Here is a 14,191-nt window from a genome sequence, read left to right as displayed (position 1 = left end):
CTGCCCGGAAGATCGCTATATATCCCCTTTGTGGCTGATCGGCCGCGATGGACCAGGCGGACGCTGGTCGTGGTGGACGTCGCGATCGTGGCCGTCCAGCGGCGCATCAGGGCCGCGCGGCGACGTAGGCCGCCCGCTCCGCGGTGACCTCGTCGATGGTGGCCGGATCGAGGACGTGCTCGACGACCATGACGGCGGCGCCCACGACGCCGGCCCGGTCGCCCAGCTCGCCGGTCCTGATGCCGAGGTGCTGCGTGGCCAGCGGCAGCGACCTGCTGTAGATGGTCTCCCGCACGCCGGCCAGCAGCTGCTCGCCGGCCTCGGCGACGTCGCCGCCGAGCACGATGACGGACGGGTTGAAGAAGTTCACGATCGCGGCCATCACTGTGCCCACCTCGCGGCCCGCCTGCCGGACCAGGCGGGTGGCCAGGGGGTCGCCGGCGCGCATGAGGGCGACCACGTCCTTGCTGCCGCGCGCGTCGGCGCCGGCCTCGCGCAGGGTGGCGGCCATCGAGGCGCCGCCCGCGACCGCCTCCAGGCAGCCGGTGTTGCCGCACCGGCACGGGGCGCCGGAGGCCGGCACCCGGATGTGGCCGACGTCCCCGGCGGCGCCGCGCGCGCCCCGGTGCAGCCGGCCGCCGGAGATGATGCCGCAGCCGATGCCGGTGCCGATCTTGATGTAGATGAGGTGGTCGACGGCGGGGCGGGCGGCCCAGTGCTCGCCCAGCGCCATCACGTTCACGTCGTTGTCCACCAGGACAGGCGCGCCCGGCCACTCCCCCGGCCGATCGCGGGGCCGATCGCCTGGGCGTTCCTCCGGCAGCTCCCCCAGTCCATCGCCCGGCCGCTCCGCCAGCCGTTCCGCCAGGAGTTCGCGCAGGCGCTCAGGCACCGGGGAGCCGTCCCAGCCGGGCATGATCGGCGGGTTCACCGGGCGGCCGGTGCGGTGCTCGACCGGGCCGGGCAGGCCGATCCCCACCCCGCACACCTGCGCGGGGTCGCGCCCGGCCGTGGCCAGGAGGTCGCGCAGGGACGCGGCGACGGCGGCGAGCACCGGCTCGGGGCCGAGGTCGACGGGAAGGCCGGCGACCTGCTCGGCCAGCACGTTCAGGCCGAGGTCGAGGACGGCCAGGCGGGCGCGGGTGGCGCCCAGGTCGGCGGCGAGCACGACCCGGGCGCCGCCGTTGAACGTGAACATCGAGGCGGGCCTGCCCCCTGAGGAGATCACGCCTTCGTCCTCGACGACCCAGCCGGAGCCGATCAGCGCGTCCAGCCGCTGGGAGACGGTGGACCTGGACAGGCCGGTGAGCCGGGCCAGCTCGCCCCTGGTGCGGGGCTGCCCGTCGCGCAGGATCGCCAACAGTGCCCCCGCCCCCACCGCGTGCCGGCCGTTGGTTGGCATGGATCCACCTTACTTCGAACATCGGCCGACTTATGGTGATGAGAAGTGAAAGTAGGCGCCGTCGTCCGCGAATGTCCGGGGACATATGCGGCGCTTCACGAGCCGACATATCGGCGCTTTCCGAGGACGTGCGGCCTCTCACGAGCTGCCCGCGCTGCCGGGCTGCCACAGGTCGCACTGGTGCTCGGCCGCCATCGTCGCCTCCGGGACCGGCGTGGAGCGGCCGGCCGCGCGCAGCGACATGACCGCGTCGCCGAGCCGCGGCCAGCGGGCCGACCCCCTGGCGTACGGCTGCCCGGTGCGGGTGAACCCGCCCCAGTAGTGCACCATGTCCCGGGCCAGCCGGCGCTCGCCCGCGTCGAACGTGGGCGCGATCGGGGTGCCGTTGTCGAAGCTCGGCCACAGGTACGCCAGCTCCGCCGCGTGCCCGGCACCCCAGACGTACCCGGCGGGCTCGGGGGTGAGGCCGGGGCCGGTGCGGTGGTCGAAGCGGTAGCCGTAGACGGTGGTGTACGCCGACAGGTCACGTGCGAGGCGCAGGGCGGGGCAGCCGCCGATGCCCGCGAAGAGGCCGGCGTCGGTGGCGATCGCGCCCGTCAGGTAGGCCGGGGTGAACGCGTCGGAGCGGGCCGGCCACGGGTAGCGCTCCAGGACGGCGGCGGCGCGGTCGCCGAACACGGTGCGCACCCACTCCTCGTACCGCTCCCGCGTCCAGCCCCGGTTGCCCTGGAAGAACGTGCGGCCCTCGTCGCGGTTGTAGCCGATCATCAGCGGCACCCGCTGGAAGCGGCCCGCCCGCACGGCCGTGTCGGGGCTCTCCGGCAGGGCGGGCGTGCCGTGCGTGAAGGAGGTGTACTGCGGGCCGTCGATGAGCCGGCCGGGCGGGAGCGCCCGCAGGCAGGCGGCGGCGGTGGCCGGGTCGGGGCAGCCGAGCGTGGCGGCGATCTGGGTGCCGGTGCGCTCGCCGTCCTCGATGGGGCGGCTGACGCAGGATCCGCTCTGCATGATGCCGCGCGCGAACAGCCCGGCCGAGCCGGGGGCGGTGAGGTGGGCGCAGACGGAGAAGCCGCCCGCCGACTCGCCGTCGATGGTGACGCGCCGGGGGTCGCCGCCGAATGCGGCGATGTTGCGCCGCACCCAGCGCAGCGCGGCCTGCTGGTCGAGCAGGCCGTAGTTGCCCGCCTGGCCGGACTCGGCGGCCAGAGCGGGGTGAACGAGGTAGCCGAGCACGCCGAGGCGGTAGTTGACGCTCACCACGACGACGTTCTCGAGCTGGGCGATGAGGGTGCCGTCGTGCTGGTTGGCCGAGCCGTTGACCAGGCCGCCGCCGTGGATCCAGAACAGCACCGGCAGCCGCTGCCCGGCCCGGGTGCCCTCGGGGCGGAACACGTTGAGGTACAGGCAGTCCTCGGTCTCGGAGCGGGGGCCGTTGCTGCCGGCGGCGGCCGGGCAGCGGTTGCCCCAGGCGTCCGCCGCGCGCACCCCCTGCCACGTCGGCGGGGGTTGCGGGGCGCGCCAGCGCAGGTCGCCGACGGGCGGGGCGGCGTACGGGAGGGCGAGGAAGCGCTCCACCCCGTCGGCGCGCGCCCCGCGCACCAGGCCGGACTCCGTGCGGGCGACGAGCCGATCACCGGTCGTGGAGGCGGCGGGTCGCTCACCGGACACCGAGATGGCGGGTCGCTCACCGGACGCCGAGGGGGCAGGCGGGATCGCGGGTGTGGTGGCGAGTAACAGGGCGGCGGTGGCGAGTGCGATGACGGTGGCCATGGCGGACAGCTCCTCCTGACTGATCCGTTAACCCCCCGTCTCATGATGTTGTGAGGGGAGCCGCCCGTCCAGGGGTGAGAGTTGCGGGTGCGGGATGATGTGTGATGGTGTGCCGCTCCTGGTCCCCTTCCTGGCTCTAGGAGGCTCTTTCATGCCGTTCGTTGTGAATCTGGCCAGCGGAAACGTGACGAAGGAAGACCGGTTCGCGGAGAAGGGGCACTACGGCGGCTCCATCCTGGGGCTGCGGCTGTTGGCCGAGCGGACGGCGGCGGGGCTGGATCCGTACGATCCGGAGGCGCTGCTGTACGTCGCGGCCGGGATGCTGGGCGGGACGGCGGCCCCGGGGCTGGCCAAGGCGGTGTTCCTGGCGAAGTCGCCGCTGACGGGGGTGGCCGGGGAGGCGCACGCGCTGGGCCCGTTCGCGGCGGGCATGCGCGGGGCGGGGGCGAAGGCGCTGGCCGTGGTGGGGCGGGCGGAGCGGCTGTCGTACCTGCTGGTGGCGGGCGGGGAGGTGAGCGTGCACGACGCGGAGGACCTGCGCGGGCTGGGCACGGCCGCGACAACCGACGCGTTGCGCGCCCGGCACGGCGCGGGGGCGCACGTCGCGGCGATCGGGCCGGCCGGGGAGCATCTGGTGCGGTACGCGAGCGTGGTGACCGATCACGCGTTCGCCGCCGGCCGGTACGGGCTCGGCGCGGTCTTCGGCGCCAAGAACCTCAAGGCGATCGTCTGCGCCGGCCCCGCGCCCGCCGAGGCGGCCGAGCAGGCGGCGCGCGCCGGCCGGGCCGACCCGGCGCCGGTGCCCGACCTGGCGGCGCTCGGCGAACTGGCTGGCCAGATGGCGGCGCGCGCCGAACGGGCCGACCCGGTGGCGGTGGCCGACCCGGAGGCGATCGCCGCGCTGGTCGCCTACTACCGGGAGGCGATGGCCACGAACAAGCTGGCCGCCTGGCAGGCGGGTCTGCCGGGTTTCGCGGCCTGGGCGGGCGACCCCATCGACCCGGGTTACGCCTCGGTGCGCAACTTCTCCGTGACGGGAGCGCCCCGCCTGCGGGTGCCGTCGGCGGGCGATTACGACGGCCGCGCGGTCGCGACGACCGGCTCGTGCCCCGGCTGCCCGAACGACTGCCTCAAGGTGTACGCGCCGCCCGGCGTGGAGCGGCGTACGGGCGGGCTCGGGCAGGAGGCGTTCGTGTCGCTGGGGTGGAATCTCGGCATCGACGACCTCGACGTGATCCTGGCCGCCAACGCCCGCTGCAACGACCTTGGCCTCGACGTGGTGTCGCTGGGCGGCACGCTCGCGTTCGCGATGGAGTGCGCGGAGCGCGGCCTGCTGCCGGCCGGCCCGGCGTTCGGGGACGCGGCGGCGCTGCCGGGCCTGATCGAGGACGTGGCCGCGCGGTCGGGCGCCCTGGGCGACCTGCTGGCGGAGGGTTCGGCGCGGGCGGCGCGGCGGATCGGGCGGGGCGCGGCGGCGTACGCGATGACGGTGAAGGACGCGGAGGTGCCGTGCATCGACCCGCGCCCGCAGCCGGGCATCGGTCTCGGCTACGCGCTGGCCCCGGGCGGCCCGCGTTACGACGCGCTGGAGCACGACCTCGACTTCGACCCGGTGGTGGGGCTGGCCTACTGCTTTCCCGAGGCCGCGCGCGTCGGCGCGCGGCCGGCTCCGGCGGGCGAGCTGGACGAGGAGCGGGGCCGGCGCACGGCCCGGCTGCTGCGGTTGTGGAGCGGCCTGGACGCGCTGAACGTGTGCCTGTTCGCCTCCAGCCCGACCCGTCCTCTCACGATCGACCATCTGACGGCGCTGGTCACGGCCGTGCTGGGCGTGGAGTTCACGCTGGAGGACCTGCTGGTGGCAGGGCAGGAGCGCCTGGACGCGATGCGGGCGTACGCGCTGCGCGAGAGCGGCGGGCGCCTCGACGAGGCGTTGCCGGCGCGCCTGCCCGAGGAGGCGATCACGGAGGGGCCGCACCGGGGCGCCGTCCTCGACCGGGCCGCGTTCGAGCGGGCACGCGCCGCCTTCTACGACGAGCTCGGCTGGGACCCGCGCGTCGAGGCGTGATCCGACATCCCCGCGCCGCTCCACCGCTCCCCCGGGCCGATGACTTCGCAGGGGCCTGGCGGTCTACCGGTCATGAGCAAACTGCTGTACTCGGTGACCATGTCGGCGGACGGCTTCCTCGCGGGCCCGGGCGGAGACATGTCCTGGCTGACCCCCCACCTCGGCCCCAACCCGCTGGTCGACGACCTCGTCGGCGAGATCGGCGCGCTGCTGGTGGGCAGGCGCACCTACGCCGGCGACGACCCGAACAAGGGCACGGACAAGGAGGGCGCGTTCGAGGGCGCCTGGCAGGGCCCGCAGGTCGTCCTCACCCACCACGTCCCCGGCGACCCGGTCCCGGGCGTCACGTTCGCCGGCGACCTGGCGTCCGCCGTGGCCGCCGCCAAGCAGGCCGCGGGCGGCAGGTACGTCAACGTGCTCGGCGCGGACGTCGCCCGCCAGTGCCTGGAGGCGGGCGTGCTGGACGAGGTGCTGACGATCGTGGCGCCGGTGCTGCTCGGGGACGGGGTGCGCCTGTTCGAGCACCCGGGCGGCACGAACGTCAGGCTCGAACGCCTCCGCGCCGGCCACGTGCCGCACGCCGTGAACATCTGGTATCGCGTCGTGTCCTGAACCTCCTCCGCCGGGGAATCGGCCGGGCCCCGAACGGCCCGGCCGGAAAGGGTGACGCGGCGCAGCCTCCGATTTGTTAGCGTTAACACCGCTGATCGAAAGCGGCCCGACCGTACGAACCCTGACCGGCCCTGTCAAGACCCGGACCGCCGGCCCTCCGCATCCCCGCAGGTCACCCCACCACCCCCGTGTAAGTTTCACGACCGGGTTGACGATCTCCGAAAACCGCACCTACATTGCCTGCGACGCACCGGCGCAGCGTCCCACCCCTCAAGGAGGACCCTTGCGCCGCCTGCCCCGCATCGTCGCCGCCGCAGCGAGCGTGCTCGCGCTCACGGCCGCCGCGCTCGCCTACCCCAACCCCGGCCGGGTCACCGGCGACGTCGTCGTGCACGACCCCACGATGATCCGCACCTCGTCCAGCTACGTGCTCTACTCCACCCACGGCTACCTGGAGGCCCGCACCTCCACCGACCGCATCACCTTCACCCGCGCCGGCTCCGCCTTCCGCACGCCGCCGTCGTGGTGGCGGACGTACTCCTCCGCCAACGACCCCTGGGCGCCCGACATCTCCCAGCAGGGCGGCAGATACCTCATGTACTACGCCGTCTCCAGCTTCGGCTCCAACAACTCCGCCATCGGCCTGGCCACCAGCTCCACCGGCCAGCCCGGCACCTGGTCCGACCAGGGCGTCGTCTACGCCACCACGACGAGCAACGACCACAACGCCATCGACCCCAACCTCCTGGTCGACGCCTCGGGCCGGTGGTGGCTGAGCTTCGGCTCGTACTGGACGGGCATCCGCATGATCCGCCTCGACCCCGCGACCGGCAAGCGCCACTCCTCCGACCGCACCCTCTACCACCTGGCCACCCGCCCCGACGCCCCCTACGCGGTCGAGGCCCCCGACATCATCCGCCACGGCGACTACTACTACCTGTTCGCCTCCTACGACCGGTGCTGCGCCGGCACGTCCAGCACGTACAAGATCAAGGTCGGCCGCTCGACCAGCCCGACCGGCCCGTACGTGGACCGCGCGGGCACCCCGATGCTGAACGGCGGCGGCACGATGGTCCTGGAGACCCACGGCAACGTCATCGGCCCCGGCGGGCAGAGCGTCATGTCGGACGTGGACGGCGACCTGCTCGTCTACCACTACTACGACGGCAACGCGGGCGGCACGCCGAAGCTCGGCGTCAACCTCATCGGCTGGGACTCGGCCGGCTGGCCGTACGTGTACTAGAGAACGACCCTCCCTAGGGGCCGGATCGGGCCAACAGGCGCCGGCACCATTGTCGGCGCCCCGGGATTCTCGTACATTCCGGCCGCCGCGCCGTTTCGAGTGGCTGCGCCGGCTCTCGGAGGGGATGACGGTGGGCCTGCTCGCCGACGGGGTCGGTTACTCGGAGCGGGCGATGTTCCGGCAGCTCAGCGACCTGTACGCGAAGCTGCACGTGAGGAACCGCATGGAAGCTCTGATGTACGGCCGCGAGCGCGGCCGGCTGTGACGGTGTCCCCTATTCCGGTCACCCGAATTCACCCCATTGACATCCCCACAAACCGGACTTTAGCGTGGTGCGAAACGTTTCGACCGCCATAACGGCCCCCGGAGCCTCATGACCTCTCTGCGTGACGTGGCCGAGCGCGCCCGGGTGGCCGTCAGTACCGCGTCCGCCGCGCTCAACGGCACCCGCCCCGTGGCGGCGGCCACCCGGCGGCGGGTCGAGCGGGCCGCGGCCGAGCTGGGGTATCGGCCCAATCTGCTGGCCCGGGGGTTGCAGAGCAAGCGGACGCGGATCCTGGCGCTGCTGTTCCCCGCTCCGCGCAGCGGTTTCGGGCTGACCGAGATGCAGTTCGCGACCGGGGCGGCCGAGGCGGCCAGGGAGCGGGGTTATCACCTGCTCCTGTCGCCCGAGAGCGCCGACCCCCTCGAGGAGTTGCGGCACATCACCGGCCTGGGGCTGGTGGACGGGGTGCTGCTGATGGAGGTGGGGCTGGACGACGAGCGGCCGGCGGTGCTGGCGGCGGCGGGGGTGCCGTTCGCGATGATCGGGCGGACCCGCGAGCCGGGCGGGATCGACCACGTGGACATCGACTTCGCCGCCACCGCTGAGGAGGCGGTGGCGCACGTCGCCGGGCTGGGGCATCGCAAGCTGGCCTTCTTCAACCGGGCCGTGGACGCGCACGCCGCCGGGTACGGGCCCGCGGTGCGCGCCGGGCGGGAGTTCGAGCGGGCGGCGCGCGAGGCGGGCCTGGCGTACGTCGGCGGGTACCGGCCGAGGTCGGCCGAGGCGGGCGGGAAGGCGTTCGAGGAGCTGCTCGGCACGCATCCGGACGTGACGGCGCTGGCCGTGATGGACGACCACGCGGCGGCCGGGGTGATCGCGGCCGTGGCGCGGCTCGGGCGCCGCATCCCGGAGGATCTGACGCTGCTGCTGGTGCTGTCGTCGGCGCGGGTGGCCGGGATGTTCCATCCCCGGCTGACGACGCTGGAGCCGCCCAGCGCCGAGCTGGGCCGGATCGGCGCCCGGATGCTGATCAATAGGGTGCAGGGCGGAACAAAGGGCGAGACACAGGGCGGGCCGCAGCGGCGGCTGCTGCCCTGCCGGCTGGTGGTGGGGGACAGCTCCGCGCCACCTCGTGAAGGGGGAAGATGGTGAGGCCGGGGATGCGTGCGCTGACCGGGCGCCGCGGGCTGCTGTTCGGCGGAGACTACAACCCGGAGCAGTGGCCGGAGGAGGTGTGGCGGGAGGATGCCGAGCTGATGCGGGCCGCCGGGGTCAACCTGGTCACGGTGGGCGTCTTCAGCTGGGCGCGGCTGGAGCCGGAGCCGGGCAAGCACGACTTCGGCTGGCTCGACCGGGTGCTCGACCTGATGGCCGGGCACGACGTCGCGGTGGACCTGGCGGTCCCGACGGCGTCGCCGCCGCCGTGGCTGGGGCACCGCCGGCCGGAGACGCTGCCGGTGGACGAGGGCGGGCACCGGCTCTGGTACGGCTCCCGCAACCAGTTCTGCCCTTCTTCGGGCCCATATCGGGAGCGCTCCCAGTCGATCACGACGGCGCTGGCCGAGCGGTACGCGGACCATCCGGCGCTGGCCATGTGGCACGTCGGCAACGAGTACGGCGAGGTCTGCCACTGCGACGTGTCAGCGGAGGCGTTCCGCGGCTGGCTGCGCGCCCGCTACGGCGACCTGGCCACGCTCAACGAGGCGTGGGGCACCACGTTCTGGAGCCAGGGGTACGGCGACTGGGCCGAGGTGGTGCCGCCGCGCCGCGCCCCGTACCTCATCAACCCCACCCAGCGGCTCGACTGGTGGCGCTTCTGCTCCGACGAGCTGCGCGCGCACTTCCGCGAGCAGCGCGACATCCTGCGCGCCCACACCCCGGGCATCCCGGTGACCACGAACTTCATGGGCTTCTTCAAGCGCGTGGACTACTGGTCGTGGGCCGCCGACCAGGACGTGATCTCCAACGACTGCTACCCGGAGCCGGGCGATCCGCTCACCCCCGCGAGGACGGCGCTCACCCACGACCTCATGCGCGGCCTGGCCGGCGGGCGGCCGTGGCTGCTGATGGAGCAGGCGACGAGCGCGGTCAACTGGCGCGCGCACAACCTGCCCAAGCCGCCCGGCCAGCTCCGCCTGGAGTCGCTGCAGGCGGTGGCGCGCGGCGCGGACGGGCTGTGCTACTTCCAGTGGCGGGCCTCCCGCTTCGGCGCCGAGCGCTTCCACGCCGCGATGGTGCCGCACGCGGGCCCGGACACGCGGCTGCACGCCGAGGTGCGCGCGCACGGGCAGGAGCTGCGCGGGCTGGCCGAGGTGGCGGGCGAGCCGGTGCCGGCGCGGGTGGCGATGGTGTTCGGCTGGGAGAGCTGGTGGGCGCTGGAGGACCGCGGCCGGCCCAGCGACCGGCTCAACGCCGTCGACCAGCTCCTGGACTACTACGTGCCGTTCTTCGAGCGCGGCGTGAGCGTGGACGTGGTGCCGCCGGGCGCCGACCTGTCGGCGTACGCGTTGGTCGTGGTGCCGAACCTGTTCCTGCTCGGCGACGGGGACGCGGCCGGGCTGACCGCGTACGTGGCGGGCGGCGGCGTGCTGGTGGTCGGGCCGTTCTCCGGCGTGGTGGACGAGAACTCCCACGTGCGGACCGGGCGGTTCCCGGTGCCGCTGCGCGAGGTGCTGGGCGCCTCCGGCGAGGAGTGGCTGCCCGCGCCGGAGGGGCAGCCGGTGCGCTGCCGGTGGAGCGGCGGCCTGGACTTCGAGGCGCGCACCTGGACCGAGCTGCTGCGGGCCGACGGCGCCGAGGTGGTGGCCGAGTTCGCCGAGGGCGACCTGGCGGGCCGGCCGGCGATCCTGCGGCACCGCTCGGGCGCGGGCGTCGCCTGGTACGTCGGCACGATGCCGGAGCCGGCCGCGCTGGCGAGCCTGGCCGGGCGGGCGCTGGCCGACGCGGGCGTGCGCGGCGTGCTGCCCGACCTGCCGGCGGGCGTGGAGGCGGTGCGCCGCGGCGCGGTGCTGTTCCTGCTCAACCACGGCGCCACGACGGTCCGCGTGCCGATCCCCGAGCCGGGCGTCGACCTGCTGACCGGCGCGCGCGCCGAGGGTCACGTGACGCTGACGCCCCGCGCGGTCGCCGCGCTGCGCCAGGAGGTTCCCGCGGCATGAAGTTCAAGGACGGCTACTGGCGCCTGCGCCCCGGCGTGCGCGCCGGCTACGCGACCGCGGCCTTCGACGTCACCGTACGGGACGGCACGCTGCGCGTCCTGGCCCCGACGCGGGAGATCGCCCGCCGCGGCGACACCATCGACGGGCCGGTCCTGCGGGTGGACCTGTCCTCGCCGATGCCGGACGTGATCCGCGTCCGCACGGTGCACTTCGCCGGGTCCGTGCCCGCCTCCCCCGCCTTCGACGTACGGGACGACCGGCCCGACGTGAAGATCGCCGTGGACGGCGAGGAGGCGGCGCTGACCAGCGGCGACCTCACGGTCCGGGTGCGCAGGGACGCGCCCTGGGAGATGACGTTCAGCGCGGGCGGGCGGGAGCTGACCCGCAGCGCGGGCAAGAGCCTGGGCCTCATGCGCGACCCGGACGAGCGGCACTTCATGGTCGAGCAGCTCCGCCTGAGCGCCGGCGAGCTGGTGTACGGGCTCGGCGAGCGCTTCGGCCCCCTCGTCCGCAACGGCCAGTCGGTCGACATCTGGAACGAGGACGGCGGCACCAGCAGCGAGATCGCCTACAAGAACGTCCCCTTCTACCTCACCAACCGGGGCTACGGGGTGTTCGTGAACCATCCGGGCCGGGTGTCGTTCGAGGTCGGCTCGGAGACGGTGTCGCGGGTGCAGTTCAGCGCCGAGGGCCACGACCTGGAGTACCTGATCATCCACGGGCCGACGCCGGCGGACATCCTGCGCCGCTACACGGCGCTGACCGGCCGTCCGGCGCTGCCGCCCGCGTGGTCGTTCGGGCTGTGGCTGTCCACGTCGTTCACCACGGACTACGACGAGGCCACGGTGACGGCGTTCGTGGACGGGATGGCGGAGCGGGACCTGCCGCTGAGCGTCTTCCACTTCGACTGCTTCTGGATGCGGCGCTTCCGCTGGTGCGACTTCGTGTGGGACCCGGAGGTGTTCCCCGACCCGGAGGGCATGCTGCGCCGGCTGAAGGAGCGCGGCCTGCGGGTGTGCCTGTGGATCAACCCGTACATCGGGCAGGCGTCGGAGCTGTTCGAGGAGGGGGCCGCGGCCGGGCACCTGCTGCGCCGGCCGGACGGGACGGTCTGGCAGGATGACCACTGGCAGGCCGGGCGCGCGCTGGTGGACTTCACCTCGCCCGCCGCCCGCGAGTGGTACGCGGGCAAGCTGCGGGGGCTGCTCGACATGGGGGTGGACGCGTTCAAGACCGACTTCGGCGAGCGCATCCCCACCGACGTCGTCCACGCCGACGGCTCCGACCCGGAGCGGATGCACAACTACTACAGCCTGCTCTACAACCAGACGGTCCACGACGTGCTGGCGCAGCGGCGCGGGCCGGGCGAGGCGGTGCTGTTCGCGCGCTCGGCCACGGTCGGCGGGCAGCGGCTGCCGGTGCACTGGGGCGGCGACTGCGAGTCGACGTTCGAGGCCATGGCCGAGTCGCTGCGCGGCGGGCTGTCGCTGGGGCTGGGCGGGTTCGGGTTCTGGAGCCACGACATCGGCGGCTTCGAGGGGCGCCCCGACCCGGCCGTGTTCAAGCGGTGGGTGGCGTTCGGGCTGCTGTCGTCGCACAGCCGGCTGCACGGCAGCGGCTCCTACCGGGTGCCGTGGCTGTTCGACGAGGAGTCGGTGGACGTGCTGCGCGCGTTCACGCGGCTCAAGGCGCGGCTGATGCCCTATCTGTACGGGGCCGCCGTGCAGGCCGCGGCCGAGGGGCTGCCGATGATGCGGGCCATGCACCTGGAGTTCCCGCACGACCGGGGCTGCGACCACCTGGACGCCCAGTACCTGCTGGGCCCCGATCTGCTGGTGGCTCCCGTGCTGTCAGCCGATGGGGACATTTCGTACTACGTGCCTGAGGGCGTGTGGACCCGGCTGCTCGATGGCACGACCGTGACCGGGCCCGGGTGGCGCGGCGAGCGGCACGGGTTCGACAGCCTGCCGCTGCTCGTCCGGCCGGGCGCGGTGATCGCGACCGGCGCCCGCGACGACCGGCCCGACTACGACTACGCCGACGGCGTCACCCTCCACGCCTACCAATTCGCCGACGGCGCCACCCGTACCGTCACCGTCCCCGCCCTCGACGGCACGCCCGCGGCCGTCTTCGAGGTGTCCCGCCACGGCGACCGGCTGCGCGCCCGCCGCCTGAGCGGCGCGCCCGCCCCCTGGAACCTCCGACACGCCGCGGCGCACGCCGCCGCGGCTCCCGAGATCGACCACATCGAGATCACGCTCAGTGCCAAGGAGTGACATGCCTGCCTTCCCCGAGAACTTCCTGTGGGGCACCGCCACCGCCGCCTACCAGGTCGAAGGGGCCTGGAACGAGGACGGCCGCGGCCCGTCGATCTGGGACACCTTCTCCCACACGCCCGGCCTGGTGGCCAACGGCGACACCGGAGACGTGGCCTGCGACCACTACCACCGCCTGGAGCAGGACCTCGACCTCCTGCGCGACCTGGGCGTCGGCGCCTACCGCTTCTCCATCTCCTGGCCGCGCGTGCAGCCGGGCGGGCGCGGCGAGCTCAACCGGCCGGGCGTCGACTTCTACAACCGGCTCGTGGACGGGCTGCTGGCCAGGGACATCGCCCCGGTCGCCACGCTCTACCACTGGGACCTGCCGCAGGAGCTGGAGGACGCGGGCGGCTGGCCGGCACGGGAGACGGCGCTGCGTTTCGCCGAGTACGCCCGGCTCATGGGCGAGACCCTGGGCGACCGCGTCCGCACCTGGATCACCCTGAACGAGCCGTGGTGCTCGGCCTACCTGGGCTACGCCTCCGGCGTGCATGCGCCCGCCCGTACCGACGCCGCCGCCGCGCTGGCCGCCCTGCACCACCTCAACCTGGGCCACGGCCTGGCCGTGCAGGCGCTGCGCTCGACCGCCGCCAAGGACGCGCAGATGTCGGTCACGCTCAACCTGCACCACGTGCGCGGCGTGTCCGAGCGCGACGCGGACGCGGTGCGGCGCGCGGACGCGCTGGCCAACCGGGCCTTCCTCGGCCCGATGCTGGAGGCCGCCTACCCGCAGGACCTCATCGCCGACACCGCGTCGGTGACCGACTGGTCGTTCGTGCGCGACGGCGACGAGGCCGCCGCCTGCCAGCCACTGGACGTGCTCGGCGTCAACTACTACAACCCGACCCTGGTCCGCCAGTGGGACGGCGCCTCGGCGAAGGAGACGGCCGACGGGCACCAGGACGGCGCCGCCTCGCCGTGGATCGCCTGCGAGGACATCGAGTTCGTCAGGCAGCCGGGCCCGTACACGGAGATGGGCTGGAACATCGACGAGACCGGCCTGACCGAGCTGCTGCTGCGCCTGCACCGCGACTACCCGGACCTGCCGCTGATGATCACGGAGAACGGCGCCGCGTTCCCCGACCCGGTCGGCGAGGACGGCGTCGTGCACGACGCCGACCGCATCGACTACCTGCACCGCCACCTGACCGCGGTCAGCGAGGCCATCGCGGGCGGCGCGGACGTGCGCGGGTACTTCGTGTGGTCGCTGATGGACAACTTCGAGTGGGCGCACGGCTACGCCAAGCGGTTCGGCATCGTCCGGGTGGACCGCGAGACGATGGAGCGCACCTGGAAGGACAGCGCCCACTGGTACCGCGAGGTGGTCGCCACCGGCAAGCTGCCGGCGGCCTGACCGGCGG

The 14,191-nt window shown here is 73.9% G+C and carries 10 protein-coding genes; 8 read left to right on the top strand and 2 right to left on the bottom strand.

All coding sequences use genetic code 11. The annotated features are described in order from the left end of the window. Nucleotides 1-106: 106 nt before the first annotated feature. Both HCN51_RS17960 and HCN51_RS17955 read right to left on the bottom strand, forming a co-directional pair. The gene (locus HCN51_RS17960) at nucleotides 107-1,402 is read right to left on the bottom strand and encodes an ROK family transcriptional regulator (RefSeq protein WP_168010723.1); all 1,296 of its coding nucleotides are present in this window, start codon (nucleotides 1,400-1,402) and stop codon (nucleotides 107-109) included. A 138-nt stretch (nucleotides 1,403-1,540) separates the two neighbouring features. Further along, nucleotides 1,541-3,169 carry a carboxylesterase/lipase family protein gene (locus HCN51_RS17955; RefSeq protein WP_168010722.1) on the bottom strand — a complete coding sequence of 543 codons (1,629 nt, stop codon included), beginning with the start codon at nucleotides 3,167-3,169 and terminating at the stop codon, nucleotides 1,541-1,543. A 151-nt stretch (nucleotides 3,170-3,320) separates the two neighbouring features. Between HCN51_RS17955 and HCN51_RS17950 the strand changes: the two genes are divergently transcribed. The 8 genes from HCN51_RS17950 (at nucleotide 3,321) to HCN51_RS17915 (ending at nucleotide 14,184) form a co-directional block, all read left to right on the top strand. Further along, the gene (locus HCN51_RS17950) at nucleotides 3,321-5,234 is read left to right on the top strand and encodes an aldehyde ferredoxin oxidoreductase C-terminal domain-containing protein (protein ID WP_168010721.1); all 1,914 of its coding nucleotides are present in this window, start codon (nucleotides 3,321-3,323) and stop codon (nucleotides 5,232-5,234) included. Nucleotides 5,235-5,306: 72 nt separating this feature from the next. Continuing rightward, nucleotides 5,307-5,846, top strand: coding sequence for a dihydrofolate reductase family protein (locus tag HCN51_RS17945; RefSeq protein ID WP_168010720.1), 540 nt, complete (start codon nucleotides 5,307-5,309; stop codon nucleotides 5,844-5,846). Nucleotides 5,847-6,129: 283 nt separating this feature from the next. After that, on the top strand, nucleotides 6,130-7,089 hold the full coding sequence (locus HCN51_RS17940; RefSeq protein ID WP_168010719.1) for an arabinan endo-1,5-alpha-L-arabinosidase: 960 nt from the start codon (nucleotides 6,130-6,132) through the stop codon (nucleotides 7,087-7,089). Between the two features lie 124 nt (nucleotides 7,090-7,213). Further along, nucleotides 7,214-7,354 carry a hypothetical protein gene (locus HCN51_RS17935; RefSeq protein WP_168010718.1) on the top strand — a complete coding sequence of 47 codons (141 nt, stop codon included), beginning with the start codon at nucleotides 7,214-7,216 and terminating at the stop codon, nucleotides 7,352-7,354. Nucleotides 7,355-7,462: 108 nt separating this feature from the next. Continuing rightward, nucleotides 7,463-8,506: a LacI family DNA-binding transcriptional regulator gene (locus HCN51_RS17930; RefSeq protein WP_168010717.1), complete on the top strand. Its 1,044-nt coding sequence runs from the start codon at nucleotides 7,463-7,465 to the stop codon at nucleotides 8,504-8,506. An 8-nt stretch (nucleotides 8,507-8,514) separates the two neighbouring features. Then, nucleotides 8,515-10,512, top strand: coding sequence for a beta-galactosidase (locus HCN51_RS17925; RefSeq protein ID WP_240972955.1), 1,998 nt, complete (start codon nucleotides 8,515-8,517; stop codon nucleotides 10,510-10,512). After that, nucleotides 10,509-12,788 carry an alpha-xylosidase gene (gene yicI, locus HCN51_RS17920; protein WP_168010715.1) on the top strand — a complete coding sequence of 760 codons (2,280 nt, stop codon included), beginning with the start codon at nucleotides 10,509-10,511 and terminating at the stop codon, nucleotides 12,786-12,788. Before HCN51_RS17925 ends, yicI begins: the two co-directional genes overlap by 4 nt. Before the next feature lies 1 nt (nucleotide 12,789). Further along, the gene (locus tag HCN51_RS17915; RefSeq protein WP_168010714.1) at nucleotides 12,790-14,184 is read left to right on the top strand and encodes a GH1 family beta-glucosidase; all 1,395 of its coding nucleotides are present in this window, start codon (nucleotides 12,790-12,792) and stop codon (nucleotides 14,182-14,184) included. The last annotated feature ends 7 nt before the right edge of the window (nucleotides 14,185-14,191 follow it).

Origin of the sequence: Nonomuraea composti, assembly GCF_012034275.1 — a bacterium.
GTDB lineage: Bacteria > Actinomycetota > Actinomycetes > Streptosporangiales > Streptosporangiaceae > Nonomuraea > Nonomuraea composti.
The sequence above is the reverse complement of the archived record's forward strand: the minus strand, read 5'-3'. Positions and strand labels throughout refer to the sequence as shown.